The organism is Luteimonas viscosa, from assembly GCF_008244685.1.
Classification (GTDB): Bacteria; Pseudomonadota; Gammaproteobacteria; order Xanthomonadales; family Xanthomonadaceae; genus Luteimonas; species Luteimonas viscosa.
Map to the genome: position 1 here is coordinate 1,166,125 of NZ_VTFT01000001.1, position 26,262 is coordinate 1,192,386.

Below are 26,262 nucleotides of genomic sequence, written 5' to 3' on the forward strand. Positions count from 1 at the left end.
GCGGTGGCGAGCTGCAACGGTCCCCGCGTCGTCGTCGTCGGTTCGTTCAACGTCGACCACGTCTGGCAGTGCGACGCGCTGCCGCGCCCGGGCGAGACCCGCATTGGCCAGTACCGCACGGGGCCCGGCGGCAAGGGCTTCAACCAGGCCACGGCCTGTGCGCGCAGCGGCGCGGCCACCGTGTTCGTCTGCGCGCTCGGCGAGGACGAGGGCGCGAACCTGGCCCGTTCGCTGGCCGCCGCCGACGGCATCGACCTGCGCACCGAGCCGAGCGAGGAGCCCACCGGCACCGCCGGCATCTACGTCGACCGGGAAGGCCGAAACAGCATCGTCATCGGCGCCGGTGCCAACGGCGCGCTCACACCCGATTTCGTCGCCCGCCAGGGCGAGGCGATCGTCGGCTCGCGGATCGTGCTCGCGCAGCTCGAATCGCCCGTCGACAGCGTGCTCGAGGCGATGCGGCTGGCGCGTTCGGCCGGCGTCCGCACCGTCCTCAATCCCGCCCCGGCCAACGCCGAGAGCTCGCGCGAGCTGCTCGCCGTCGCCGACATCCTGACCCCCAACGAGAGCGAGTTCGCCGCGCTGCTGGCCCGCCACAGCGGCGAGCGCATCGACGCCGCGGAGGTCGCGGCTGCCGACGAAGCGCGCCTGCACCGCCTGTGCCGGGTGCTGTTGCCGCGGGGCACGGTGGTGATCACGCTCGGCGCGGCCGGCGCGTTCGTCTCGCACCGCGAGGACAAGTGCCGCGGCGACGAACTGCCGTACTACCGGGTGCCGGCCTACGAGGTCGCGGTGGTCGACACCACGGGCGCAGGCGACGCCTTCAATGGCGCGCTCGCGACCTCGCTCGCGCTCGGTGGCGAACGCGTGTTCGCCGATCACGTGCGCTTCGCCTCGCATTACGCCGCGCTGTCGACCGAGCACGAGGGCGCGGCGGAAGCGATGCCGCGGCTGCCGTCGTCGCGCCCTGCCTGAGCCCGGGCGGTGGGCGCGCGGTAGGCGGGGTGGGAGCCACCCCGGATGCGGTCCAGGGTCGCCGCGAAGTCCAGGCTGGTCGCCGGCGCCTGCCGCTCGCGGGCCGGCGGCGCGGCTGCGACAATGCGCGCCATGTTCATCGGTCCCCACCCCATCGAGCCGAAACTGGTCCTCGCGCCGATGGCGGGTGTCACCGACAAGCCGTTCCGGCAGTTGTGCAAGCGGCTGGGCGCGGGCCTGGCGGTGTCGGAGATGACCACCAGCGATCCGCGCTTCTGGAACACGCGCAAGTCGGTGCACCGGATGGACCACGCCGGCGAGCCCGACCCGGTCAGCGTGCAGATCGCCGGCACCGACCCCGCGGTGATGGCCGAGGCCGCGCGCCACAACGCCGGCCAAGGGGCGCAGCTGATCGACATCAACATGGGCTGCCCGGCGAAGAAGGTGTGCAACGCCTGGGCCGGTTCGGCGCTGATGCAGGACGAGGCGCTGGTGGCGCGCATCCTCGAGGCGGTCGTCGCGGCGGTGGACGTGCCGGTCACGCTGAAGATCCGCACCGGCTGGAACGCGGACAACCGCAACGCGCCGGCGATCGCCCGCATCGCGCAGGAGAGCGGCATCGCCGCGCTCGCCGTGCACGGGCGCACCCGCGACCAGCACTACACCGGCCAGGCCGAGTACGACACCATCGCCGCGATCAAGGCCGACCTGCGCATCCCGGTGATCGCCAACGGCGACATCGATTCGCCGCGCAAGGCGCTCGAGGTGCTGCGCCACACCGGCGCCGACGCGGTGATGATCGGTCGCGCCGCGCAGGGGCGGCCGTGGATCTTCGGCGAGATCGCGCACTTCCTCGCCACGGGCGACGAACTGCCGCCACCATCGCTGGCGCAGGTACGCGACATCCTGCTCGGCCACCTGCATGCCCTGCACGGGTTCTACGGCGAACAGGCCGGCGTGCGCATCGCGCGCAAGCACCTGGGCTGGTACGCGAAGGATCGTCCCGAGAACCGCGCGTTTCTGGCCGTGGTCAACCGGGCCGACGGCGCCGAAGCGCAACTGCGGCTGACCCGGGACTACTTCGACGCGCTGGCCACGGGCGTGGCGGCCGAGGTCCCCGCCGCCGCCTGAGTCGCACGGGCTTGCCAGCGCGTGCGGGCCTGACGATCATGCGTGGGCATGGGGAACGTCGCCACCGGCGGCGACTGCGACGGGGAAGATCGCGATGGAACAGCACGACCCGGGCACGGATGCTTCGCGTCGCCCGATCAAGGCGCGCGGCAATGCGCTCGTCCGCCGCATCGCTTCCGCGCTCGCGCGTTCGCCGCTGACGCCGAACGCGATCTCGCTGCTGAGCATCGCGTTCGCCGCCGCCGGCGCCGCCGCCCTGCTGTGGCTGCCGCCGTGGGGCGCATTGCTGTGCGCGGTCGGCATCCAGTTGCGGCTGCTGTGCAACCTGTTCGACGGCATGGTGGCGGTGGAAGGCGGCCAGTCCACGCCGACCGGCGCGCTGTACAACGAAGTGCCCGACCGGATCGCCGACAGCCTGCTGCTCGTCGCGCTCGGCCATGCCGCGGGGATGCCCTGGGCCGGATGGGCCGCGGCGCTGCTCGCGGCGCTCACCGCCTACGTCCGCACGCTCGGCGGTGCGCTGGGACTGGCGCAGGACTTCCGCGGGCCGATGGCCAAGCAGCACCGGATGGCGCTGATGACGCTGGCCTGCCTGGTGGCGCCGTTCGAAGCGATGTTCGGCGGTTCGCGGCATGCGCTGGTCGCGGCGGTGCTGGTCATCGCCGCAGGTTCGCTGCTCACCTGCGGCACGCGCCTGCGTGCGATCGCGCGGCAGCTGGAGGCCGCGCGGTGATCGCCCGCCTCGGCGGCGCGGCCCTGGTCGGATTCACCCGCACCCTGGTCGGCGCACGCGCCCAGTGGCGCGTCGCGCCGCCGGACGGGCAGTGCATCTACTTCGCCAACCACACCAGCCACCTCGACACCGTCGCGATCTGGTCGGCGCTCACGCCGCAGCAGCGCGCGCAGGTGCGCCCAGTCGCCGCCCGCGACTACTGGGACAAACCGGGCCTGCGCGGCTGGCTGTCGGGGCGCGTGCTGCGCGCGATCCTGATCGACCGCAACCGCGAGACGCCCGACGCCGATCCGCTTGCGCCGGTGCGCGAAGCGCTGGACCAGGGCGATTCTCTGATCCTGTTCCCGGAGGGCACCCGCAGCAACGAGCGGCTGCCGCAGAAGTTCAAGGGGGGCCTGTTCCGGCTGGCGAGCGAATACCCGTACGTGGAACTGGTGCCGGTGTACCTCGACACCCTGCACCGCAGCCTGCCCAAGGGCGCGTTGCTGCCGCTGCCCCTGCCGCTGTACTGCAACGTGAATTTTGGCGCGCCGCTGGCGCGCGTCGGGGACGAACCGCGCGAGACCTTCCTCGAGCGCGCCCGCGCGGCGGTGGAGGCGATGGCATGAGCCCGCAGACGAAGACGATCCTGGTGTTCTCCGGCATCGTCGGCCTGCTGCTGGTCGCCTCGCTGGTGGGCTGGTGGCTGTCGCGCCGTGGCTCCGATGGCGGCGGTGCGACGGTGCGCAACCTCAACGCCCGCGTGCGGGCGTGGTGGGGCATGGTCGCGGTGCTGGCGGCGTGCTTCGCGATCGGGCCGGTGGCCACCCTGGTGGTGTTCGCCTTCATCTCGTTCTTCGCGCTGCGCGAGTTCATCACCCTCACCCCGACCCGCGCCGGCGACCACCTGCCGCTGGTGGCCGCGTTCTACCTGCTGATCCCGCTGCAGTACTGGCTGATCCTCGACCAGTGGTACGGGCTGTTCGCGATCTTCATCCCGGTCTACGCGTTCCTGGCCCTGCCGGTGCTGGCGGTGTTCGGCGGCGACACCACCGACTTCCTCGAGCGCAGCACCAAGATCCAGTGGGGGGTGATGGTCGCGATCTACTGCATCAGCCACGCGCCGGCGCTGATGATCCTGCATCCGGACGCCCCGCAGGGCACCGGCCAGTTGCTGCTGCTCTACCTGATGCTGGTGGTGCAGATCAGCGACGTGATGCAGTACGTGTTCGGCAAGCTCTTCGGTCGCCGCAAGCTGGCGCCGCTGGTGAGCCCGTCGAAGACGGTCGAAGGCCTGGTCGGCGGCGGGCTCGCAGCGGTGGGCATCGGCACCGCGCTGTGGTGGATGACGCCGTTCACGCCGCTGCAGGCGGCCGGCATGTCGGCGGTGATCGTCGCCGCAGGCGTCTGCGGCGGGCTGGCGTTGTCGGCGGTCAAGCGCAGCCTCGGCGCCAAGGACTGGGGCAGGATGATCGAAGGCCACGGCGGCATGATGGACCGGATGGATTCGGTGGTGTTCGCCGCGCCGGTGTTCTTCCACTTCACCCGCTACTGGTTCCCCGCATAGCCCGCACCGTAGCCCGGATAAGCGCAGCGCATCCGGGCCCCGCGCCGCGCGCCGCCCCCCCGGCGGCGGCCTTCGGCCTTGGCCGGGCTACCCGTAGCCCGGATAAGCGCAGCGCATCCGGGGCGCCCCCGGCCGTTTCCCGCGCCCGCGAGGAAACGCCGCTTCAATGCCCGCCAGGCTGTATCGACGTGGCCGCCGGCTCCTCCCAGATGCGGTGCCACATCTGCGCCAGGCGCCGGCGCGCTTCCCAGGGCCATTCCAGCTGCTGCGGCGGCACCTCGCGCCAACCGGCCCCGTCGCGTTCAGCGACCGCGAAGTTGAAGCTGTAGTCCGGCTCGGCGCCCATGCGCAGGTCGCTCAGCACCAGCCGATCCTCGCGCACCTGCGCCTTCATGAAGCCGTGGTTGAACCAGGTCAACCGCTCCACCGCCGGAACTTCGGCCACCTGCGCGAGCGCGTCGACAGCGGAAGGGTATTGACGAAAGTCGATCGGTCGGCGGTCGGCCACCAGCGAATGCTCGCCTTCGACGAACCCCTCCGGCGTCATCGCCACCACCCGCCACAGCAGGGTGTTGAACGGCATCGGCACGGAGAAGCGCGGCGCATCCGCGAGTCCCAGCGTCGCCAGCGAACGCTCCGCCTCGCGCTCGACCATCGTCTTGGCCAGCAGCGACCAACCCAGGTACGCGCTGCTCAGCGTCAGGCCCGCCACCAGGGCGTGGCGTGCGAGCGGCTTCGATCCCGCGGACATCGCCACCGCCACGCCCAGCAGCAGCCACAGCGTGTAGCCGGGATCGATGATGAACATGCTCGACCACATCACCGGCGGCGTCGCCAGCGGCCACAACAGCTGGGTGCCGTACACCGTGAATGCATCCAGCAGCGGATGGGTGACCAGCGCGAGCCCGATCGCCAGGAGCCAGGGCCGCGGCGCTTCGGCCACGCGCCCGCCGCGCCGGCGGAAGAATGCCCAGATCGCCCACGCCAGCAGCGGCAGCACGAACAGCGAATGGCTGAAACCCCGGTGCAGGGTCATCAGCGCGACGGGGTCGTCGGTGAACAGCGCGATGGGAAACGAATCGAGGTCGGGCAAGGTGCCGAGCGCGGCACCCGCAAGCATCGCCGCGCGCCGATGCGCGGCCGGCACGACCGCGCCCGCGACCGCGGCACCGAGCAGTAGCTGGCTGACCGAATCCATGCCGACATTCTAGAGCCGCGACGACACGGTCGGCATCCAGGCGACTGCGTTCCACCGCGTTCCGCACCCCGCCCTGGCGGCTTCCCGGACGCATCGCACCGGGCCGCTGCTGCGGGGCGGCCCTGCGCCTCCTGCCGTGGCAATGCCTTGCGCGCGACAGGCCCGCGCCGGAGACCGGCCTTCTCGACCAGCCTTTCACCATCGTGCCTGGCGGCCCGGTCACGCCGCGTGCGCGAGCGGCCCCGGTTGTACCAGCCGCAACCGCGGCGCGATTTCCGCGAGCGTCTCGCCCCGGTACGACAGCAGCCGCAGGGTGCCGTCGTGGTCTTCGGCCAGCGCGGTGAGGCTCTCCACCCAGTCGCCGTCGTTGGCATAGACCAGTCCGTCGCGCGACACCAGCGCGGCGCGATGGATGTGGCCGCAGACGATGCCGTCGAGCCCGCGCCGGCGCGCATCGTGCAGGCCGGCCTGCACGAAGCGTTCGATATAGCGCTCGGCGGCGCTACTCTGTCGCTTGAGGAACTCCGACAGCGACCAGTAACGCAGTCCGAACCGACGGCGCACGCCGTTGAGCAGGCCGTTGCCGGTCAGGATGCGGTAGTACAGCCAGTCGCCGAACCGCTCCTGCAGTCCGCCGAAATGGGTGATCCCGTCGTACTCGTCGCCGTGCACCACCAGCAGCCGGCGGCCGTCGGCGGTGACGTGGATCGCGCGACGTCGCACCTGCATCGCCGGCAGCACCAGGCCACAGAAGCGGCGCACGGCGCGGTCGTGGTTGCCGGGCACGTAGACCAGCTCGGTGCCCTGACGCGAGAGCGCGTGCAGCGCCTCGACCACCCGGTTCTGCGCCGCCCCCCAGGCCGCACGGCGCTTCGACATCCACCACAGGTCGACGATGTCGCCAACCAGGTACAGGCGCTCGCACTGCAGGCGTTCGAGGAAATCCGCAAGTTCCGCCGCATGGCAGTGGCGCGAGCCCAGGTGCACGTCGGAGAGGAACACGGTGCGGCAAGGTGACGGAGAAGTCATTCCGCCGCTCCCGCAACCGTCCGCGGGCCGAGATAGCGGGCCCGCTTGAGCGCGCGGACGCGGTGCAGGTCGACCTCGATCAGTCCGTCGATCGAGTCGCTGAAGGCCGGATCCACGCCGAACGCCAGCAGGCGCGCGCCGCCGGGCTCGCACAGCGCGGTGTACTGGCGATAGAGCACCGGCACGGCGACGCCGTACGACGCCAGCTCGTCCTTCAAGCGCTCGAACGCCGCGTCCGCGTCCTCACCGGCGCAATCCGGAAGCGGCGTTTCGGGATATGGCCTGCGCGCGATCGCCAGCGGCACGTCCCCCGCGCCGTGGTGGCGCCGGTAGTGGGCCACGATCTTCGCGCTCGCCGCTGCCGGCAGCGCGGCGCTCATCGATACCGCGCCGTACAGGTAGCGCACCTGCGGATGGCGCTGCAGATAGGCGCCGATGCCCTGCCACAGATAGTCGAGATTGCGCCCGCCGCGGTAGTCCGGATCGACGAAGCTGCGACCCAGCTCCATGCCTGCGCCCAGGCGCGGCAATGCGGCTTCGGTGTAGCGGAACAGGGACGCGGTGTAGAGCCCGCCGAGGCCCCGGCTGCGCAGGATCGCGGCGCAACGCGCGATCCGGTAGGCGCCGGCGATGCGTCCTGCCGCCTCGTCCCAGACCAGCAGGTGGTCGTAGTCGAGGTCGTAGCCGTCGATGTCGCGCGCGCGGCCGGTGCCCTCGCCCACCGAACGGAACGCGCGTTCGCGCAGGCGGCCGATCTCCAGCAGCAGCGGCGAGCCCTCGCCGCAGCGGGCCAGGCGGATCTGCCTGCCATCGGTCGTGCGGCCGAGCAGGTCGGTGGCCGCGATCGCCACCCGCAGGCGCCGAACCGGCAGCGGCGCGGCCAGCGCCTCGCGGCGCACGGCCGGAGCGGCCGCCACGCCGAGCCGGTACAGCGCGCGGCGTACTTCGCGCAGTTGCCTGCGTGCGTCGGCGTCAGGCGCAAGGCACACCGGTACGCCCACGTGCAGCCGCAGCGGATGGCGGCGGCGCGCGAACATCTCGCGCGCGAGCAGCACCGTGCCCGCGGGCCGGAACAATGCCGACGCACCGTAGAACAGCGCCGAATTGCGCGCGACGATCCGCACCGGCAACACCGGCGACGCCGTGCGCCGTGCGAAATGCAGGCAACCGCGCCGCCAGTGCCCGTCGCGCACGCCGCGCAGCGAAAGCCGCGAGACTTCGCCGGCCGGAAACACGATCACGCAATGTTCGCGGCGCAGCGCGTCCTCGATCGCATGCAGGCTGTCCGACCGCGCGCGTCCGCCGAACACCCGCACCGGCAGCAGCAGGCCCGCCAGCGGCCCGATCGCCGCCAGCAGGTCGTTGGCGACGATGCGCACGTCCTGGCGCACGCGCCCGACCGCCTCCAGCAGCGCCAGCGCGTCGAGCGCGCCGGAGGGGTGGTTGGCGACGATGACCACACGCCCCTTCGCCGGAATCCGCGCCAGGTCGCCCGCGTCGATCCGGCAGTCGGCCTCGAGGGCGCGCAGCGCCGCCGACACGAACGCCAGACCGCGCAGGTGCGAGTGTTCGTCGAGCAATGCGTCGACCGCATCCAGCCGCGTCCAGCGCGTCGCGCCGCGCAGCAACGGCCGCGCGATGCCGGCCCGCCGCCCGCGGAACCAGTGCGGGAAGCGCATCTGCAGTCTTTCCTCGATCGGCGGCATGGCGCTCAGGGGTCGGCCCGGTTGGCCGGCAGCCTGCGCCGTGGGCGCGACAGTCGCGTTGCGGGTTTGCGGCACGCAGGTGACACGCAGTGCCCCTGGCCGCCGCCCGGGCATGGCGAACGGCTACCGCAGCAGCCGCCGCTTAACCCCCGGGCCGCCGGTCCGGGGCATGATGCGCCCGGGGTCCGGCCCGTGTATCATCCGCACCCATCTTTTCATCCGAATTGAAGGATATAACTCGATGTCCAGCTACCTGTTCACCTCCGAATCGGTCTCGGAAGGCCATCCGGACAAGATCGCCGACCAGCTTTCCGACGCGGTGCTGGACGCCATCCTCGCCCAGGACAAGCGCGCGCGCGTGGCCTGCGAGACGATGGTCAAGACCGGTGCGGCGATCGTCGCCGGCGAGGTCACGACCTCGGCCTGGGTGGACATCGAGGCGCTGGCGCGCAAGGTGATCAACGACATCGGCTACGACAACTCGAGCGTCGGCTTCGACGGCCACACCTGCGCGATCATCAACATGCTCGGCAAGCAGTCGCCCGACATCAACCAGGGCGTGGACCGCAAGAAGCCCGAGGAGCAGGGCGCCGGCGACCAGGGCCTGATGTTCGGCTATGCCTGCAACGAGGCGCCCGAATACATGCCGGCGCCGCTGTACTACAGCCATCGACTTGTCGAACAGCAGGCGAAGGTGCGCAAGAACGGCAAGCTCAAGTGGCTGCGGCCCGATGCGAAGAGCCAGGTCACCCTGCGCTACGACGGCAACGCCATCCTCGGCCTCGACGCGGTGGTGCTGTCCACCCAGCACGACCCGGACATCAAGCAGAAGGACCTGGTGGAGGCCGTGCGCGAGCACATCCTCAAGCCGGTGCTGCCGAAGAAGTGGCTCGAATCGCTGGCGAAGAACAAGGTCCACATCAACCCGACCGGCAAGTTCGTGATCGGCGGGCCGGTGGGCGACTGCGGCCTGACCGGGCGCAAGATCATCGTCGACACCTACGGCGGCATGGCCCGCCACGGTGGCGGCGCGTTCTCGGGCAAGGATCCGTCCAAGGTCGACCGCAGCGCCGCCTATGCCGCGCGCTACGTGGCCAAGAACATCGTCGCCGCGGGCCTGGCCGACAAGTGCGAGGTGCAGGTGAGCTACGCCATCGGCGTGGCCGAGCCGACCTCGATCTCGGTCACCACCTTCGGCACCGGCAAGGTCGGCGACGACGTGATCGAGAAGCTGATCCGCAAGCACTTCGACCTGCGCCCCTACGGCATCACCCGGATGCTGGAGCTGGAGCACCCGATCTACCAGGCCACTGCCGCCTATGGCCACTTCGGCCGCAAGCCGCACCAGGTCGAATACGTCGACGGGGCCGGCAAGAAGCACAAGGCCACCGCGTTTTCGTGGGAGCGGACCGACAAGGCCGAGGAACTGAAGAAGGCGGCGAAGCTGAAGTAGGCCCCGCCGCATCGGCACGCAACGAAGGGCCGCGCGAGCGGCCCTTCTTCGTTTCCGTTGCCCGCCTCGGAACACACCTCGGATGTCCGGTAGCCGCGCCGTCGCCCGCCCGTATCGGCGTTCCGCCACTGGCGACGCGCGGGTCGTGCGCAGCGGTATCGACGCCGCGGCATGGTCGGCGGGGGCCGGCTTCCGCGGTCCGCATCGTCGGCGGCAATGTTCCGGCGCGGTCAGTACATGCGCGTCGCGCTGCCGCCATCCACCCGCAGCACCGCGCCGTTGACGTAGCTCGCGTCCGGCGAACACAGCCACACGATGGCGCGCGCCGCTTCCTCCGCTTCCCCAAGCCGTTGCATGGCGCAGTGGCGCGCCACCATCCGGCCGTAGTGCTCGGCAGCGCCCGGACGTCCCGGGTCGACCATTTCCGAGCGGGTGAAGCCGGGCGCCACGGCGTTGACGCGCAGTTGCATCCGCCCGTAGTCGGTCGCCGCGGAGCGGGTCAGGCCGATCACGCCGTGCTTGCTGGCCGCATACGTCGCGTGGCCGACATCGCTGGGCTCGAGACCGTAGATCGAAGCGACGTTCACGATCGCGCCGCCACCTGACGCCAGCATCGCCGGGATCTCGTGTTTCATGCACCGCCACACGCCGCTGAGGTTCACGTTCATCACCTCATCCCATTGATCCTCGGTCACGTCCGCCACCGGCGTGCGCATGGGTCCGGCGATGCCGGCGTTGTTGACGGCGCAGTCCAGCCGGCCGAAACGTTCCAGGCCGGACGCGACCATGGCCTCGACGTCGGTCGCCCGCGCGACGTCGGTGGGCACGGCAAGCGCTTGGCCGCCTGCGGCCATGATCCGCAGTGCCAGCGCCTCGCACCGGTCGGTGCGACGCGCGGCCAGGACGACCGCAGCGCCGAGTCGCGCGAACTCCAGCGCGGCGGCCTCGCCGAGGCCCGAACTCGCGCCCGTCACCAGCACGACCTTGCCCGCGAAAGAACCGGTAGCGGATGTGACCATCATCGTGTGCTCCGCTTCCCCACCATGTCATCTCGACCGGAGGGAGAGATCAGTCTTGCCCGGGTCGGGATTCTCCCTGCGGTCGAAATGACAACGGCGGGTCCAAACGAGAGGGCATGGTTGAAATGGGAGGGGCCGATCGCAATGACGGCGGATGCGGTCCGCGTCGCGCGCGACAGGGCGACCGTGCGCCTGGGCAAGTGGATCGGTCAGGCGGTTTCGGCCCGCGGTGCCTGCGCATGCGCCTGCGCGCTGGCCACTTCGCGCTCGGCCTGGGTGAATCCGTAGTCGGGCATCACCTGTCCCTGCGGATCGGAGACCATGTTCCAGGCCTGGATCAGGCGTTCGCCCGCGTCCTCGCCGCCGCCCAGGTAGCGGCCGGCGGTCAGGGTCACCCAGGCGCGCGCGAAGTGGCCGCCGCCGGCGCAGACGATGGCGCGGGTCGGCGCGTCGTCGGCGACCAGCGGAAGCAGAGCCGGACTGACCAGGGCCGGGTCCAGCACGCGCAGGCTCTCCCCGGGCAGCACGCCCGCGGTCATGCCGGTTGAGGCCGTCGGTGCCAGGCAGTTCACGCGGATGTCGTATTTGCCGCCCTCGATCGCCAGTGTCTGCATCAGCCCGACCAGCGCCATCTTCGCCGCGCCGTAGTTGGCCTGGCCGAAGTTGCCGTACAGCCCCGACGACGAGGTGGTCAGCACGATGCGGCCGCGCGCCTGCGCGCGCATCGGTTCCCAGACCGCCTTGCAGCAGATCGCCGCGCCCATCACGTGCACGTCGAGCACTTCGCGGAACTCGTCCAGGCCCATCTTGGCGAAGCTCCGGTCGCGCAGGATGCCGGCGTTGTTCACGAGGATGTCGATGCGTCCCCAGGCCTCGAGCGTGCGCGCGACCATCGCCGCCACCGCGTCTTCGTCGGTGACGGACGCGGCCACCGCGATCGCTTCGCCGCCGCCCGCGCGCACCTCGTCGGCGACTGCTTCCGCCTGTCCCGCCACGGCGTCGTTGACCACCACGCGCACGCCCTTGCGCGCCAGGTACAGCGCATGCTGGCGGCCCAGCCCGCCGCCGGCGCCGGTGATGATCGCCGTGTGTCCCTCAAGCCGCATGGTCCGACTCCCGTTCCCGAAAAGACCGTCCGGACGGGCCCGGGAACGCGGTCAGCGCGTCCTGCCCTGCCCCTTTCGCGCGCACAGCGCGCGGAAACCCGCGGCCATGAAGCGCGCCATGCGCGCCTTGACCGCGTCGTAGTCGTCCGACCGGCAAAGTCCGCCAGAGAGGCGGTCGATGCGCCCGGTACGCGCCAGGGTCAGCATCAGCGCACCGGTGACGAAGTGATAGCCCCAGAAGATGTCTTCCTCCGCGCAATCGGGCATGGCCTTCTTCAGCAGGTCGATCAGGCGCAGGACCACCGGGTCGAAGTGCCGGTCCATCAACTCCGCGCCGTAGGGCGTGGTCGAGGCCAGCGCACTGAGCGCACCGTAGTTCTTCCAGTTCTCGCCGCCCTGGATGTACAGGTCGAGGTCGGTATCGAGGAAGGCGTGCAGGGCGCCCTCGAGCGTGGGTCTGCCGCCGCAGCTGACCTCGTAGTCGTCCAGCGCCTGCATCCGCAGCCCGCTGGTGACCGGGGCGCGGCGCGCCATCACCGCGTCGAACAGGGTCTGCTTGTCGTTGAAGTAGTAGTTGAGCAGGGTGTGGTGCACGCCGACGTGGCCGGCCACGTCCTTGAGCGTGACGCCGTACAGGCCATGGCGCGAGAACAGCAGTTCGGCGGCATCGAGGATCTGCTCGGTCATCTCCGCGCGCTGCTCGGCCTTGGTCGGACGCTTCGCCTTCGCGCCGGCCCGCTTCGTTCCCTGCACGCGCCCGGAACGGGATGTCGCCCGTGTTGCCACCCTGCCTCCAATGCACTGCCATCGGCACGGGGCCCCGGGACGTCATGTTCCCGTCTCCACCGGCGCACCGCCAAACTCGGCCCTGAGCCGCATTCTGTCAATTTTGCCGGTCGCTGCCAAAGGCATGCGCTCGACGCGGATCACCTCGTCGGGCAGCCACCAGGAGGCCACGCGGCCGCGCAGCGCGTCGATCAGTGCCTGGTCTTCCATCGCGCCGCCTTCGCGCAGTTCCACCAGCAGCACCGGACGCTCCCCCCACCGCGAGTCCTCGCGGCCGATCACCGCCGCCAGCGACACCTCCGGAAGTCCGCCCACGATCTCCTCGATCTCGGCCGGATTGATCCACTCGCCGCCGGACTTGATCAGATCCTTGGCGCGGCCGGTGATGACCAGGCGGCCGTCTGGGTCGATGCGCGCCAGATCGCCGGTATCGAACCAGCCCTGCGCATCGACCGCCGGCTGCGTTTCCCCGAAGTAGCGTTGGACCGTGCTGGCGCCGCGCACGCGCAGATGGCCTTCCGTGCCGCGCTGGGACGGCAGCGCGACGCCCTGCGCATCGGTCAGCAGCAGGTCCACGCCGATCGACGGACGCCCGGACTGGTGCGCGGCCCGGTCCGGATCGTGCGGCGGCGCGACGGTGCCGGTCGGCGACAGCTCGGTCATGCCCCAGCTGGTCTGCACGCTCGCGCCCAGGCGCCGCTCGATGCGCTGCATCAGCGCCGGCGCGATCGGCGCGCCGCCGACGATCACCCGTTCCAGCGACGGCGTCTGCCCGCCGCTCGCGTCCAGGTGCTCGACCAGCGCCAGCCAGACGGTGGCCACGCCGATCGCCACGGTGACCGATTCGCCGTTGATCAGGGTCGCCAGGCTGGCACCGTCCAGGTGACGGCCCGGCAACACCAGGCGCGCGCCCACCGCGGGCGCGGCGAACGGCACGCCCCAGCCGTTGGCATGGAACATGGGCACCGCCAGCAGCACGCGCTCGCGCATCGACAGGGCCATGGCGTCGGCCTGCAGCGTGCGCAGGGTGTGCAGGAAGATACCGCGGTGGGTATAGGTCACGCCCTTCGGCGCGCCGGTGGTGCCGGAGGTGAAGCACAGGCCGCAGGGCGCGTGCTCGTCGAAGTCGCCCCAGGGCACATCGCCCTGCGCGACCTCGATCATCGGTTCGAGCGGTTCGATCCGGATCACGCCGTCGTCGTCGCCCACGGCGCCGTCGATCGACAGCACCCGCTCCAGCGCATCGGCCTTCGCGGCGATGCGTCGCGCCAGCGGCGCCAGGTCGGCGGCGACGACCAGCACGCGTGCGCGCGACTGCGCCAGCATCGTCGCCAGGTGCGCCTCGCCCAGGCGCGGATTGAGGGTGTGGCACACCGCGCCCATGCCCATGACCGCGAACCAGGTCTCCAGGTGGGCCTGCGTATTCCATGCCAGGGTGGCGACGAGGTCGCCGTCGCCGATGCCCAGGCCCGCCAGCAACGTCGACAGCCTGCGGCTGCGCGCATGCAGTCCGGCGTATCCGATCCGGTCGACCTGCCCCGCGTCGCGCGCCGTGACCACCTCGGCCTGAGGGTGCCACTTCGCACCGTGGTCCAGGAACCTGTCCACGGTCAGCGCGTACGGCTGCATGTCGCCGTGGATCACGGGCACCCGGCCGCTCCGTCCGGCAGCGGCGGCGAGATGATCCCGACGTTCCAGTGCCAGGGCAGGCCCCCGTGCGCGCGCCGCCGGCAGACCACTGCCTCGACCAGCTCGAACATGCCCGGCATCAGGTGCTCGCCCGGCTGCGGCGCGCCGTCGAAGGCCATGTAGGCGCGCGCCTGGCCATAGGCCGGCCACGGGGGTGCAGCGCGCGCGACGGGGGTGCCGCTGCGCGCGAACGAAGTCCAGTAGCCCTGCATCGCCGCCGCCAGCCGGCGCTCGGCATCGGTGTCCGGGATCTTCGGCCAGTCCGGTGGCGTGCTGTCGACCGTGCCCAGCGCGTAGGGAATCTCGCCGGCATGGAAGGCGTGCAGCCCGGCCTCGTCTGCAGCCGGGTAGCCGTGGTCGAAGTAGTACAGGTACGAGGGCTGGCCGAGCGCGGTCTGGCTGCGCACGAGGCGCTCGGCCGTCCAGCCGTAGAGTGCATCGCGCGTGGTCGCGAGCATCGCCTCGTCGAGATTCGCGGGCGGATAGCGGCGCAACATGGCGTCGGCCAGTTCGCCGTAGGCGGCGCGGATCGTCGCCTCGTAGGCGGCCGCGTCGGCAGGCGCCGGCGGCAGCAGGAAGCGCAGCGAGCGGATCTCGCCTTCGTTGAACCCGGCCAGGATGGGCACCGCGGCCTGTTGCCCGCGGTCGAACACCTCGACCAGTTGCGCCGGCAGCACCTCGCCGTCGACCACGCCGAGCGGGAAGTAGCCGGCCATCGCCGCCTGCACGGTCAACGCCTGCGGATCCATCGCGCGCAGTCGCGGCAGGCCGCGGATCTCGAGCTTGCGCGCCAGCTCAAGGCCGGTGGTCTCGGCAGCGGGCGCGCCGTGCGCGGCTTCGCGCAGGTGCGGGGTCGAGATCATGTACGCGCTCTGGGCGATGGCGCGGTGGAACAGCCCTCGCGCCGGCGGCGCCGCCAACAGGTACATCACGCTCAGCGCGCCGGCCGACTCGCCGGCGATGGTGACGTTGTCCGGATCGCCGCCGAACGCGGCGATGTTGTTCCGGATCCAGCGCAGCGCCTCGATCTGGTCCAGCAGGCCGTAGTTGCCCGAGACCCCGTCTGCCGACTCCGCGCTCAGCTGCGGATGCGCCAGCCAGCCGAGCACGCCGAGGCGATAGTTGACGGTGACCATCACCACGCCCTGCCTGGCGAGCGCCTCGCCGCGGTACATCGGTTCGCTGCCGCTGCCGGCGACCAGCGAGCCGCCGTGGATCCAGACGAATACCGGCGCGCGTTCCGCGTCGGCCGGCGCCCACACGTTGAGCGAGAGGCAGTCCTCGCTCGTCGCCAGCGCCTCGTCGGGCGCGTAGATGCTGCCCGGCCGCGGCGGCGGCTGGTGGCAGGCAGGGCCGAAACGGGTCGCATCGCGCACGCCATCCCAGCGTTTGGCCGGCACCGGCGGCCGCCAGCGCAGCTCGCGCACCGGCGGCTGTGCGTAGGGAACGCCGCGGAAGGCGTTCACCCCCTCCAGCGCCTCGCCGCGCAGCGTGCCGGCCGGCGCGTTCACCACCGGTGGATCGCCGGCGAAGGCCTGCGTGGCGAACAGCGCGGCAGCCACGACCAGCATGCGGAAGAAGGAACGGCTCATCGGCTTGCCTCCTGCGCGAGCTGGCGGCGGATGCTTCGCGCGAGCAGCAGGAACATGCCTACCGCCAGCAGGTAGAACGGGACCAGGGTGTAGAACGCCATCTGCAGCGAGTTGTCCGGATGGGTGGCACGGAAGAAATCGCTGGCCAGGCCGAGGTAGGTCGGGCCGAAGCCGAGTCCGATCAGGTTCATCACCAGCAGCAGCAGCGCGCCCGAAAGCACGCGCTGGTCCGGACGCACTTCTTCCTGCACCAGCGTCACCGCCGGCGAGAGATAGAAGTAGTTCAGTCCGGTGGGCAGGAACAGGAACACCAGGGCCAACTGCCAGCTGCCGGCCCAGACGAAGCCGACGAACAGCGGCAGCGCCAGCACCAGCCCGACCGCCGGCAGATACGCATAGGCGGTCTTGGACCGGCGCGCCAACCGGTCGATCAGGCGACCGGACAGGTACATGCCGCCGGCGGTGCCGATGCCCAGCACCAGCGCGTACCAGACCGCCACCTCCTCCAGGGTCATGCCCTTCTCGCGCATCAGCAGCAGCACGCTGAAATTGAGCAGGGCGTAGGTCACGAACTGGGTGGCGCCGCAGGCCAGGGCCATGTTGCGCAGCACCGGGTTGGCGAAGAAGCCGCGGAAGGTGGCGCCGAAGCCCGGCGACGCGTCCGTCGTGCCGGCCGACGCCGGCGGCCGCGCGGGTGCCGGGTCCAGCCCGCCCTTGCGCGGCTCGCGCACGAAGCACCACACGCCCACCGCGGTCACCACGCCGACCGCGCCGACCCACAGGAAGGCCAGGCGCCACGAATACGCCGCCGCCACCGAGGCGCCGAAGGCCACGCCCAGCGCCGCGCCGATCGGCGGACCGAGGTTGAACAGGCCCAGCGCGGTGCCACGCGTACCGGGCGGGAAGTAGTCGGAAATGATCGCGTACGAGGGCGGCACCCCGCCCGCCTCGCCCACGCCCACGGCCATGCGTGCCAGCGCAAGCTGCGGATAGCTCGAGGCCACGCCGCAGGCCGCGGTGGCCGCGCTCCACAGGCCGCACGAGAAGGCGAGCACCTTCACCCGGTTGCTGCGGTCGGCCAGCCAGCCCACCGGGATCGCGAGGATGCAGTAGAACATCGCGAAGTACAGCCCGCCGAGCAGCCCGAGCTGGCCGTCGCTCACGCCAAGATCGTCCTGGATCGGCTTGGCCAGGATCGAAAGCAGTTGCCGGTCCAGGAAGTTGAGCACGTAGACGAAGCACAGGACCGCGAGCACGATCCAGGCGCGGGCGCCCGGACGCGCGGCAGGCGCGCCGGGAATCGCCGCGGTGGCGGGCGAGCCGGCCATCAGAACCGGTAGCCCACGCGCGCGCCGATGGTGCGCGGGGGCACCCGGGCGTAGCGTCCGTCGAGGAAGGCTTCGGGATGGACGTAGGTGATCGAGCGGTCGTCGAACAGGTTCTCGACGTAGGCCCCCACCGTGATGCGTTCGAAGGCGAAGGCGATGTTCGCGTTCGCGATCGTGTACGACTCGGTGTAGTCGAACATCGGACTGACCACGCCCGGCTGGCCGGGGACGTTCGGGAACATGCCCGGGAAGCCGCCGACGTGGGCCAGCGAGAACGACGCGTTGCCCGCCGCATCGCCGAAGGCATCGAAGCCGTAGTCGATCACCATCGAACCCTGGAAACGCGGCGCCGACAGGCGCGCGCCGAGCACGGCGCCGGAGATCGCGGCCTCCTCCGGGGTCAGGCTGTCCACCTCGGTCCGGTTGAACGATCCGTTGAGCGCGAACGTCCAGTTGACGCCGGGCCTGGCCACCAGCTCGAACTCCAGCCCCTGGCTGATCGCGCCGCCGATGTTGGTGGCGAACTGCACGGAGTCGGAGACGCGGTTGGCCTGCACCTGGATGTCGTTCCAGTCGATGTGGTACAGCGCGAGGTTGGCCGCCAGGCGCCCGTCCAGCCAGCGGCCCTTCAGTCCCAGCTCGTAGTTGATCAGGTCGTCGGAGTCGGCGCCGAAGGGAATGATGATGTCGTCTTCGTTGACCAGGCTCGGCGCACCGGCACGTGCATTGACGACCGGCGCGCGGAAGCCGGTGGCGACGGCAGCGTAGGTCGTGATCGCCGGCGTCGGCCGCCAGGACAGGCTCAGGCGGTACGAGGGGCCGGTTTCCCTGGCCTCGAGCCCGACGATCTCCGCGATCGGGATGATGGTCAGCGGCCCGGTAGCGCCGGTCAGCGCGGCGGTGAGGTAGTTGCTGTTGTAGCCGCCCGCCTGCTGGGTCGCCTGGGCCTGGGTGCTGCCGTAGCGCAGGCCGCCGGTCGCCCACAGGTCGTCGTTGAAGCGGAAGGTGAGTTCACCGAACAGGGCGCGCTCGCGCTGGTCGATCGTGTTCCGGAAGCGGAGGTAGTAAGGGCTCACGGGCAGGTTGTCCATGCCCATGGCATCGAGGAATTCCTGCGAGGACCGGTAGAAGTAGTCGGCGTTGCGCTGCTGCTCGAAGTAGAAGCCGCCCACCACCCAGTCCACGCGCCCGCCGGTTTCCGACACCAGGCGCACCTCCTGCACGAAGCGGTCGTCCCGGTACGGTACCTCGAGGCCGAAGGGAATGAGGTGGCCGAAGGTCGCGGCCAGGTCCACGTCGAAGTGGGCGGCGTAATCGGACCAGGTCGAGGAGCTGGTCAGCCTGGCGCCGTCGAACTGGTAGCCGATGGTCGCGTTGTAGTTGGTCATCCTGCCCGCGAACCGGTCGGGCAGGTCGGAATAGCGGACGTCCTCGCCCAGGTCCGGGTTGGTCAGGCCGGAATCCTCGGGACTGCTGTCTTCCTGCGATGCGCGCAGCTGCACCGACAGGCGGTCGCTGGGCTCCCACAGCAGTGTCGCGCGTCCGCCCCAGGCCTCCATCGTATTGGCGTCGTCGATCCCGGTGCCGATGTTGTCGACGTAGCCCTCCTCGTGCCGCTTGAAGGCGACCACCCGTAGCGCCAGCGTGTCCTGCGCCAGCGGGACGTTGACCATGGCGTTGTAGCGCTGGCGCAGCGAACCCGAGCCGCGCACGCCGAGGTCGCCCAGGAACGAGGCTTCCAGCACGTTGGGGTCCGGGGCACGGGTCAGGATGCGCAGCGCGCCGGCGAGCGATCCGGAGCCGAACAGCGTGCCCTGCGGGCCACGCAGGAATTCCACCCGCTCCACGTCGTACAGGCTCGGGTCGAGGATGGTGGAGTTGCCGTTCGAGGAGATCGGCAGTTCGTCGATGTAGATCGCCACCGTGCTCTGCAGGTTGGCGTTGTAGCCGTTGGTGGCGATGCCGCGCGCGGTGAAGTTGTTGAAGTTGGCGGTGGGCCGGTTCAGCACCACCCCGGGCGTTTCGTAGGCCAGCCCCTCGTAGCCGACGATGCCCTTGGCGTCGAGTTCCTCCTGCGACAGGACGGTCACGCTGAGCGGCACGTCCTTCAGTGGCTGGCTTCGCCGGGTCGCGGTGACGATGATCCGGTCGAGGTCCTGGGCGTCGACGGACGCCTGCGCTTCGGCCTCGCGTTGCCCGGATGCCAGCGCCTCGGCCGTAGCCTGGGCCAGCGCGGAAACAGGTGCGGCAAACAGCGCGGCCATCGAGGCGCACGCGAACAGACGACTTCCCATTGCAGATCCCTCCCACAGGATGCTGGTTCAGCAAGACGCGACAGGCCGGATACTGAGCGCGGCCCGGGGCCGTTGTCAACACTCACTCACACGACTGTGAATATCTTCTGCACCGCAACATCGCATCGTCCGCCTCGCGTACTCGGGGAATAGCCCCGGGCGGGCCGACGGGCCGCCCGGCGCCGACAAGCCGAGGCGTTTTCCGCTCGCGGTTGCGTGCAGGCGCACATGCGGGCCACTTCGGTTTCCCGGAGAAGACGGCGCTGCTCGTCGCGGTTGCGCGTTCCTCCCGGCGAAGGGGTACGCAGGCCGCGACGGAACAAGCGGCCCGCCCCTGCTTTTGACGAAGACGGACCTTCCGCTGCGTGCGATCCGTGCCTCTTCGGGGTCACGCCCTGCTGCGCGCGGGCGCTGGCGCCTCCCGGCGGCGCGTGCTATGTCTAGTCCGCACCCCACACTGCCCGGACCCGGATCGCCGATGTCGCAAGGCTATGACGAGATGCACGATGCGCAGGGCAACGTCCGTGCGCACTACGCTGCGTTCGACGACTGGCTCCGCGACACCCCGGAAAGCGAGATCGAGCGCAAGCGGCGCGAGGCGGAAGTCTCGTTCCACCGCGTCGGCATCACCTTCTCCGTCTACGGAGAGGAAGCCGGGACAGAACGCCTGATCCCGTTCGACCTCGCCCCGCGGATCCTGCCCGCCGGCGAGTGGCGGATGCTCGAGGCCGGGCTGCGCCAGCGCGTGCTCGCGCTCAACCTGTTCCTCGCCGACGTCTACGGCGAGCGCCGCATCCTGCGCGAGAAACTGATCCCGGCCGAGCTCGTCCTCGACAACAGCGAGTACCTGTCGCAGATGATCGGCGTGCAGGTTCCGGGCGGGGTCTATTCCCACGTCTCCGGCATCGACCTGGTGCGCGCAGGCGACGGCCTGTACTACGTGCTGGAGGACAACCTGCGCGTGCCCTCGGGCGTGTCCTACATGCTCGAGAACCGGCGCATGATGGCGCGGCTGGTGCCGGAGCTGTTCGCCCGCCAGCAGATCGCGCCGGTGGAGCGCTATCCCGACGCACTGCTGGAAATCCTGCGCGAGGCGGCGCCCGACGGCATCGACGGCCCGACGGTCGCCGTGCTCACCCCGGGTGCGGCCAATTCCGCGTACTTCGAGCACGCTTTCCTCGCCCAGCAGATGGGCGTGGAACTGGTCGAGGGCCAGGACCTGTTCGTGCGCGACGACATGGTCTACATGCGCACCACGCGCGGACCGCAGCGGGTGCACGTGATCTATCGCCGGATCAACGACGACTATCTCGACCCGACCGTGTTCCGCGCCGACTCGATGCTCGGCGTACCCGGCATCTTCGGCGCCTACAAGGCCGGCCGGGTCACGCTGGCCAACGCCCCGGGGAGCGGCGTCGGCGACGACAAGTCGGTGTATCCCTACGTGCCGGAGATGATCCGTTTCTATCTGTCCGAGGAGCCGATCCTGCTCAACGTGCCCACCTGGGTGCTGCGCAAGCCCGAGGACCTGCGCTACACGCTCGAGCGCCTGCCCGAACTGGTGGTCAAGGAAGTGCACGGCGCCGGCGGCTACGGCATGCTGGTCGGGCCGGCCGCGACGAGAAAGGAGATCGAGGATTTCCGCCAGCGCATCCTCGCCGATCCGGAGAACTACATCGCCCAGCCGACGCTCTCGCTGTCCACCTGCCCGACCTTCGTCGAGAGCGGGCTGGCGCCGCGCCACATCGACCTGCGCCCGTACATCCTCAGCGGCAAGCGCATCCACGTGGTCCCGGGAGGCCTCACCCGCGTCGCGCTGCGGGAGGGTTCGCTGGTGGTGAACTCGTCGCAGGGCGGCGGCACCAAGGACACCTGGGTGCTGGAAAGCTGATGCTGTGCCGGACCGCCAGCGACCTGTACTGGGTCTCGCGCCACATGGAGCGCGCGGAGAACACCGCGCGCCTGGTCGACCTCGCCCTGCGCATCGCCATGCTTCCCGAGCGCTACGACCGCGGCAAGTCGGAGGCGGCGCCGTGGCGGCGCGCACTCGATGCGCTCGGTACCGGCGGCCATTACACCGCCACCTACGGCACGATCGAGCCCGAGGGCGTGCTGCGCCACTTTCTGCTGTCGCCCGAGAATCCCTCGTCCATCCAGAACTGCCTGCGCGCCGCCCGCGAGAACGCGCGCGCCCAGCGCGGCGCGATCACGGCCGAGATGTACGAGGACCTCAACGCCTCGTGGCTGGAGATCCGCAGCCGCACCTGGGCGGGCGTGCGCAGCGACGGCATCAGCAGCATCGTCGAGTGGGTCAAGTCCCGCTCGGCTTCCTTCCGCGGCGTCACGATCGGTACGCTCGGCCGCGGCGAGGCCTACCAGTTCCTGCAGCTGGGCGCGTTCGTCGAACGCTCGGACTGGGCGATCCGGCTGCTCGACGTGGTCGGCAGCGACGGCGAGATCGACGAATCCGGCGAGGCCCGCGACGCGGCCGAGTACTTCCAGTGGAGCGCGCTGCTGCAGTCGCAGTCGGCGTTCGAGACCTATCGCCGGCTGTACCGCGAATCGGTGACCCCGCGCAGCGTGACCGACCTGATGCTGCTGCGCGACGTCAACCCGCGCTCGCTGCAGACCTGCCTCAACACCCTGCACGAGGTGCTGCGCGCGATGACCGGCGGCGAGTCGCAGGAGGTCGTGCGCCTGGCCGGCGCGCTGTCGGCGCAGACCCGCTACGCGCGCATCGACGACATCATCGCGCATGGGCTGGAGCCGCACCTGCAGGCCACCCTGTCGCGCCTGGCCGAACTGGGCGAGGCGATCCACGCCCAGTTCATGGTTTCGCTCGACGCCGGCCACGGGCAGTCGCAGGCACAGGGCTGACAGCGGAACCGCATCCCACCGCCGCCACCCCGCCCGATGCCGGGCTGGCGCGGCCGGACCCGCATCGCCCCGCAGGCCGCGGGGATTCAGGCCGACGGACCCGGGAGGCGATATAATCCCCCGGCTTGCCGAGGGGCGCTGCGACCGCGCGCGGGAATGTCCGCGACGGCCAGGCTCGGTACAGTTCAACGCGACAACGGCGCCCGTCACCCCGGATCCCACAGGATCCCCGACGACGGAGCTCCACCATGAACGCACAGGTGAAAACCTTCTCCCAGGAAGGCGACTACAAGGTCGCCGACATCTCGCTGGCCGACTGGGGCCGCAAGGAAATCGACATCGCCGAGCACGAGATGCCCGGGCTGATGTCGATCCGCCGCAAGCACGCCACCGCGCTGCCGCTCAAGGGCGTGCGCGTGACCGGCTCGCTGCACATGACCATCCAGACCGCGGTGCTGATCGAGACGCTCAAGGACATCGGCGCCGACGTGCGCTGGGCCTCGTGCAACATCTTCAGCACCCAGGACCACGCCGCCGCGGCGATCGCCGCCACCGGGACCCCGGTGTTCGCCTGGAAGGGCGAGACGCTGGAGGAGTACTGGGACTGCACGCTCGACGCGCTGTCCTTCCCCGACGGCCGTGGCGGCTTCCTCGGGCCGCAGCTGGTCGTCGACGACGGCGGCGACGTGACCCTGCTGATCCACAAGGGCTACGAGCTCGAACAGGGCGACGAGAGCTGGGTGAACTCCGCGTCCGGCAGCCACGAGGAGCAGGTGATCAAGAACCTGCTCAAGCGCGTGGCCAAGGAGCGTCCGGGCTACTGGACGAAGGTCGTCGCCGACTGGAAGGGCGTCTCCGAGGAGACCACCACCGGCGTGCACCGCCTCTACCAGCTGGCCGAGCAGGGCAAGCTGCTGGTGCCGGCGATCAACGTCAACGACTCGGTCACCAAGTCGAAGTTCGACAACCTCTACGGCTGCCGCGAGTCGCTGGCCGACGGCCTCAAGCGCGCGCTGGACGTGATGCTGGCCGGCAAGGTCGCGGTGGTCTGCGGCTACGGCGACGTCGGCAAGGGTTCTGCCGCTTCGCTGCGCGCCTATGGCGCCCGCGTGATCGTGACCGAGATCGACCCGATCTGCGCGCTGCAGGCGGCGATGGAAGGTTATGAGGTCACCACGCTCGAGGACACCCTCGGCCGCGGCGACATCTACGTCACCACCACCGGCAACAAGGACATCATCACCCTGCAGCACATGCAGGCGATGAAGGACCAGGCGATCGTCTGCAACATCGGCCACTTCGACAACGAGATCCAGGTCGACGCGCTCTACGCTTCGGGCGCGGTGAAGACCAACATCAAGCCGCAGGTCGACAAGTTCACCTTCTCCAACGGCAACAGCATCTTCCTGCTGGCCGAAGGCCGCCTGGTGAACCTGGGCTGCGCCACCGGCCACCCGAGTTTCGTGATGTCGAACTCGTTCTCCAACCAGACGCTCGCGCAGATCGACCTGTGGGGGAACAGGGACGGCTACGAGTCGAAGGTGTACATCCTGCCGAAGAAGCTCGACGAGGAAGTCGCGCGCCTGCACCTGGAGAAGATCGGCGTGAAGCTGACGAAGCTCACGAAGGACCAGGCCGACTACCTCGGCGTGGCGGTGGAAGGCCCGTACAAGCCGGAGCACTACCGCTACTGACCGGTCACTCCATCTGCATGCAAACGAACGGGCGCCATTGGCGCCCGTTCGCGTCATGGGAGATGCGCCGCGACAGCCCGACGCGGCGGCACAGGCTCACCACCGCAGCCATCGCGGCAACAGCCACCGGCCGAGCAGCGCGCACGCCAGCACCGGCACGAAGTGCCACAGCGCCCAGTGCTGGAAGTCGCCCAGCGGACAGGACAGGCCGTAGACCGCGCTGCCCAGCGCGCCGCTGGCGATGCCCGCGTACAGCCCGGCGCGCTTCGGGCACGCCGGCGCGCCGTGCCGCAACCAGCGCACCAGCACCCCCGCCACCAGCGCGGCGCTGGCGGTGCCCATTGCGGCGCACTGCCAGTGCCCGTCCACGCCGGCAGCCGCGGAAGGATGCGCGCCCGGGATCGCCAGCAACGCGAGCGCGGACAAGGGTGCGAGCGACGCCAGGCAGACCACCCAGAACGCTCCCGGCCGGCCGGCACGTTCGGGCCAGGCCATGCGGATCGTGGCGAACGCCGCCGCGAGCCCGAGCCCGGCCAGCAGCAGTTCGCCGAGCACGAACCACCTGCCGGCCGAACGCAGGATCGTGACCGGCTGCAGTCCGAACAGCAGGTGCACGAGGACGCCGGTCGCGAGCACGGCCAGCGCCACCGACATCCAGCCGGTGCGCGACTGTTGCGGCCGCACCGGTTGCAATCCGGCGGCGAGCCTTGCGATCAGCGGATTCTCATGATCCATGGCGTCAATCCCTCAGGTCCGCGCGATGCCCTGTCGCGTCCGCTGCCGGTCGGTGAGCGATCGCAACATCGCATCGAGCGAGAACATCCCGCCGCCGCGCGAGAGCAGCAGCAGCGCCAGCGCCGACCACAGCAGGTGCGTCGGCCACGCCGCAGGATAGACGAAGACCTGGATCACCAGGGTCATGGCCAGGATGCCCGCGGCCGCCACCGGCGTGGCGAGGCCGGCGAGCAGCAGCAGCGGCAGCGCGAATTCGCCCCAGGTCGCCAGCGTGGCCGCGAGGTCCGGGGGCAGGGGCACGCCCGCGTACTCTTCGGCGAACAGGAAGCGGGTCGAGTCGCTGACCTGCAGCCAGCTACCCTCCACCACCTTGGTGCGGCCGGATCGCCAGAACACCACCGCCAGTCCGATGCGGGCAGCCAGCAGGCCGAGGCCTTCGCCCGCCGGGCCCGCCAGCGCGGCGCGGACCCGCTCCCACGCGCGCATGCCGGCGGCGAGTGCGGTGCGCGCGCTCAACGCTGCACAGGCTCGAGCGAGCCCGCCCCCTTGGGCGTGCGGATCTTCTCGCAGGTGCCCGCGTCCACCAGCTTCCAGGCGTCGCCCTGGTAGTCGCGGGTGGACGTGCCGGCGCAACTCGTGCCGGGCCCCGCCGCGCAGTCGTTCTGCCCGGCCTTGGCCACGCCGTAGCACTTCTCCTTCTGGGGCCTGGCTTCCTGCGCGGCCGCGGTGCCGGCCAGCGCAAGGGCGACGCCTGCGGCCAGGACCAGGCCGGAAATTCGGGTGGGGGTCTGCATCGGTGGATTCCTCTTGTCGGGTGGTGCGACCACGCACGATGCGCGGCGCGTACCCACAGGTTCGTGGCAGGGCGCCCCGCGGTTACACCCGGAAATTTTTTTCCGCGTGTAACCCGACGCCCCCGTGCACCGAACCCCTGGTGTCGACCGATTCCGGCGGCGCCTTTCCCAACCGAACCAGGAGACCTGATGAACACTTCCGCCTCGCGCATGTCCGCGATCGCCGCCGCCGCGGCCGCCCTCGTCCTCACCGGTGCGGCCATCGCCGCCGATGCCCCCACCGGCAGCAAGGGCCGCGCGCTCGACAGCGACGACACCGTGCACTGCTACGGCATCCACTCGTGCAAGGGCCAGTCCGACTGCTCCACCGCCGAGCACGCATGCAAGGGCCAGAACGCGTGCAAGGGCCACGGCTTCAAGGCGCTCAAGGCCGGCGAATGCCTGTCCAAGGGCGGCACCATCGGCGACCTCGGGTGACCGAGCGGCACGGGCCCCGCCTTCCCGCCGGGCGGGCGGGGCCATCGACGCAGGCGTCGGCCCGGCCGGCGGTCGCCACGTTCGCGGGCTACGGCCTGGG

General features: G+C 70.6%; 23 protein-coding genes and 1 riboswitch. Of the genes, 10 read left to right on the forward strand and 13 right to left on the reverse strand.

The features are described 5' to 3' along the window. The first annotated feature begins 3 nt into the window (after nt 1–3). From FZO89_RS05330 to FZO89_RS05350, 5 genes are all read left to right on the forward strand, one after another. Nucleotides 4–975, forward strand: a complete 972-nt coding sequence (locus FZO89_RS05330) for a ribokinase (RefSeq protein WP_187471206.1) — start codon at nt 4–6, stop codon at nt 973–975. Between the two features lie 132 nt (nt 976–1,107). Continuing rightward, nucleotides 1,108–2,106, forward strand: coding sequence for a tRNA dihydrouridine synthase DusB (gene dusB, locus FZO89_RS05335; RefSeq protein ID WP_149102273.1), 999 nt, complete (start codon nt 1,108–1,110; stop codon nt 2,104–2,106). Nucleotides 2,107–2,200: 94 nt separating this feature from the next. Further along, on the forward strand, nt 2,201–2,839 hold the full coding sequence (locus FZO89_RS05340) for a CDP-alcohol phosphatidyltransferase family protein (RefSeq protein WP_149102274.1): 639 nt from the start codon (nt 2,201–2,203) through the stop codon (nt 2,837–2,839). Next, nucleotides 2,836–3,447, forward strand: coding sequence for a lysophospholipid acyltransferase family protein (locus FZO89_RS05345; RefSeq protein WP_222928091.1), 612 nt, complete (start codon nt 2,836–2,838; stop codon nt 3,445–3,447). The genes FZO89_RS05340 and FZO89_RS05345 overlap by 4 nt, the downstream gene beginning before the upstream one ends. Continuing rightward, entirely contained in the window at nt 3,444–4,385 is a 942-nt protein-coding gene (locus tag FZO89_RS05350) for a phosphatidate cytidylyltransferase (RefSeq protein WP_149102275.1), read from the forward strand. Before FZO89_RS05345 ends, FZO89_RS05350 begins: the two co-directional genes overlap by 4 nt. Before the next feature lie 163 nt (nt 4,386–4,548). On the opposite strand, the gene FZO89_RS05355 is transcribed toward FZO89_RS05350, so the two are convergent. From FZO89_RS05355 to olsF, 3 genes are all read right to left on the reverse strand, one after another. Next, nucleotides 4,549–5,583, reverse strand: coding sequence for a metal-dependent hydrolase (locus FZO89_RS05355; protein WP_149102276.1), 1,035 nt, complete (start codon nt 5,581–5,583; stop codon nt 4,549–4,551). Between the two features lie 219 nt (nt 5,584–5,802). Next, nucleotides 5,803–6,612 (reverse strand): UDP-2,3-diacylglucosamine diphosphatase, encoded by an 810-nt coding sequence (locus FZO89_RS05360; protein ID WP_149102277.1) that lies wholly within the window; start codon nt 6,610–6,612, stop codon nt 5,803–5,805. Continuing rightward, the gene (olsF, locus tag FZO89_RS05365) at nt 6,609–8,318 is read right to left on the reverse strand and encodes a bifunctional ornithine lipid synthase OlsF (RefSeq protein WP_149102278.1); all 1,710 of its coding nucleotides are present in this window, start codon (nt 8,316–8,318) and stop codon (nt 6,609–6,611) included. The genes FZO89_RS05360 and olsF overlap by 4 nt, the downstream gene beginning before the upstream one ends. Nucleotides 8,319–8,559: 241 nt before the next feature. Between olsF and metK the strand changes: the two genes are divergently transcribed. Beyond that, a complete protein-coding gene (metK, locus tag FZO89_RS05370) occupies nt 8,560–9,771 on the forward strand; it encodes a methionine adenosyltransferase (protein WP_149102279.1) in 1,212 nt (403 codons plus the stop codon). Nucleotides 9,772–10,001: 230 nt separating this feature from the next. On the opposite strand, the gene FZO89_RS05375 is transcribed toward metK, so the two are convergent. The 7 genes from FZO89_RS05375 to FZO89_RS05405 form a co-directional block, all read right to left on the reverse strand. After that, the gene (locus FZO89_RS05375; protein ID WP_149104054.1) at nt 10,002–10,790 is read right to left on the reverse strand and encodes an SDR family NAD(P)-dependent oxidoreductase; all 789 of its coding nucleotides are present in this window, start codon (nt 10,788–10,790) and stop codon (nt 10,002–10,004) included. 209 nt (nt 10,791–10,999) lie between these two features. Beyond that, nucleotides 11,000–11,896, reverse strand: a complete 897-nt coding sequence (locus FZO89_RS05380) for an SDR family NAD(P)-dependent oxidoreductase (RefSeq protein WP_149102280.1) — start codon at nt 11,894–11,896, stop codon at nt 11,000–11,002. A gap of 51 nt (nt 11,897–11,947) precedes the next feature. Further along, nucleotides 11,948–12,583, reverse strand: coding sequence for a TetR/AcrR family transcriptional regulator (locus FZO89_RS05385; protein ID WP_149102281.1), 636 nt, complete (start codon nt 12,581–12,583; stop codon nt 11,948–11,950). A gap of 141 nt (nt 12,584–12,724) precedes the next feature. Further along, nucleotides 12,725–14,332 carry an AMP-binding protein gene (locus tag FZO89_RS05390; protein WP_222928092.1) on the reverse strand — a complete coding sequence of 536 codons (1,608 nt, stop codon included), beginning with the start codon at nt 14,330–14,332 and terminating at the stop codon, nt 12,725–12,727. Next, nucleotides 14,323–15,963: a carboxylesterase/lipase family protein gene (locus FZO89_RS05395; RefSeq protein ID WP_262378533.1), complete on the reverse strand. Its 1,641-nt coding sequence runs from the start codon at nt 15,961–15,963 to the stop codon at nt 14,323–14,325. The genes FZO89_RS05390 and FZO89_RS05395 overlap by 10 nt, the downstream gene beginning before the upstream one ends. Then, nucleotides 15,960–17,291 carry a spinster family MFS transporter gene (locus FZO89_RS05400; protein WP_149102282.1) on the reverse strand — a complete coding sequence of 444 codons (1,332 nt, stop codon included), beginning with the start codon at nt 17,289–17,291 and terminating at the stop codon, nt 15,960–15,962. Before FZO89_RS05400 ends, FZO89_RS05395 begins: the two co-directional genes overlap by 4 nt. Beyond that, nucleotides 17,291–19,585, reverse strand: coding sequence for a TonB-dependent receptor (locus tag FZO89_RS05405; protein WP_149102283.1), 2,295 nt, complete (start codon nt 19,583–19,585; stop codon nt 17,291–17,293). The genes FZO89_RS05400 and FZO89_RS05405 overlap by 1 nt, the downstream gene beginning before the upstream one ends. Before the next feature lie 478 nt (nt 19,586–20,063). Here FZO89_RS05405 and FZO89_RS05410 point away from each other — a divergent pair, with 478 nt between their 5' ends. The 3 genes from FZO89_RS05410 (at nt 20,064) to ahcY (ending at nt 24,156) form a co-directional block, all read left to right on the forward strand. Then, nucleotides 20,064–21,476: a circularly permuted type 2 ATP-grasp protein gene (locus FZO89_RS05410; RefSeq protein ID WP_149102284.1), complete on the forward strand. Its 1,413-nt coding sequence runs from the start codon at nt 20,064–20,066 to the stop codon at nt 21,474–21,476. After that, the gene (locus tag FZO89_RS05415) at nt 21,476–22,462 is read left to right on the forward strand and encodes an alpha-E domain-containing protein (protein ID WP_149102285.1); all 987 of its coding nucleotides are present in this window, start codon (nt 21,476–21,478) and stop codon (nt 22,460–22,462) included. Before FZO89_RS05410 ends, FZO89_RS05415 begins: the two co-directional genes overlap by 1 nt. A gap of 124 nt (nt 22,463–22,586) precedes the next feature. Beyond that, nucleotides 22,587–22,674: riboswitch (S-adenosyl-L-homocysteine riboswitch) on the forward strand. A gap of 36 nt (nt 22,675–22,710) precedes the next feature. Then, the gene (gene ahcY / locus FZO89_RS05420) at nt 22,711–24,156 is read left to right on the forward strand and encodes an adenosylhomocysteinase (protein WP_149102286.1); all 1,446 of its coding nucleotides are present in this window, start codon (nt 22,711–22,713) and stop codon (nt 24,154–24,156) included. Nucleotides 24,157–24,252: 96 nt separating this feature from the next. Here ahcY and FZO89_RS05425 read toward each other — a convergent pair whose 3' ends face one another. From FZO89_RS05425 to FZO89_RS05435, 3 genes are read right to left on the reverse strand one after another with little or no spacing between them, the layout of a single operon-like run. Next, nucleotides 24,253–24,891 (reverse strand): NrsF family protein, encoded by a 639-nt coding sequence (locus FZO89_RS05425; RefSeq protein ID WP_149102287.1) that lies wholly within the window; start codon nt 24,889–24,891, stop codon nt 24,253–24,255. A gap of 12 nt (nt 24,892–24,903) precedes the next feature. Then, entirely contained in the window at nt 24,904–25,407 is a 504-nt protein-coding gene (locus tag FZO89_RS05430) for a DoxX family protein (RefSeq protein WP_222928093.1), read from the reverse strand. Beyond that, nucleotides 25,404–25,685: a BufA1 family periplasmic bufferin-type metallophore gene (locus tag FZO89_RS05435; RefSeq protein ID WP_149102288.1), complete on the reverse strand. Its 282-nt coding sequence runs from the start codon at nt 25,683–25,685 to the stop codon at nt 25,404–25,406. The genes FZO89_RS05430 and FZO89_RS05435 overlap by 4 nt, the downstream gene beginning before the upstream one ends. Nucleotides 25,686–25,874: 189 nt before the next feature. On the opposite strand from FZO89_RS05435, the gene bufA2 reads away from it, so the two are divergent. Then, complete coding sequence (gene bufA2, locus FZO89_RS05440; RefSeq protein ID WP_149102289.1) at nt 25,875–26,162, forward strand: BufA2 family periplasmic bufferin-type metallophore; 288 nt, start codon at nt 25,875–25,877, stop codon at nt 26,160–26,162. Nucleotides 26,163–26,262 lie beyond the last annotated feature (100 nt).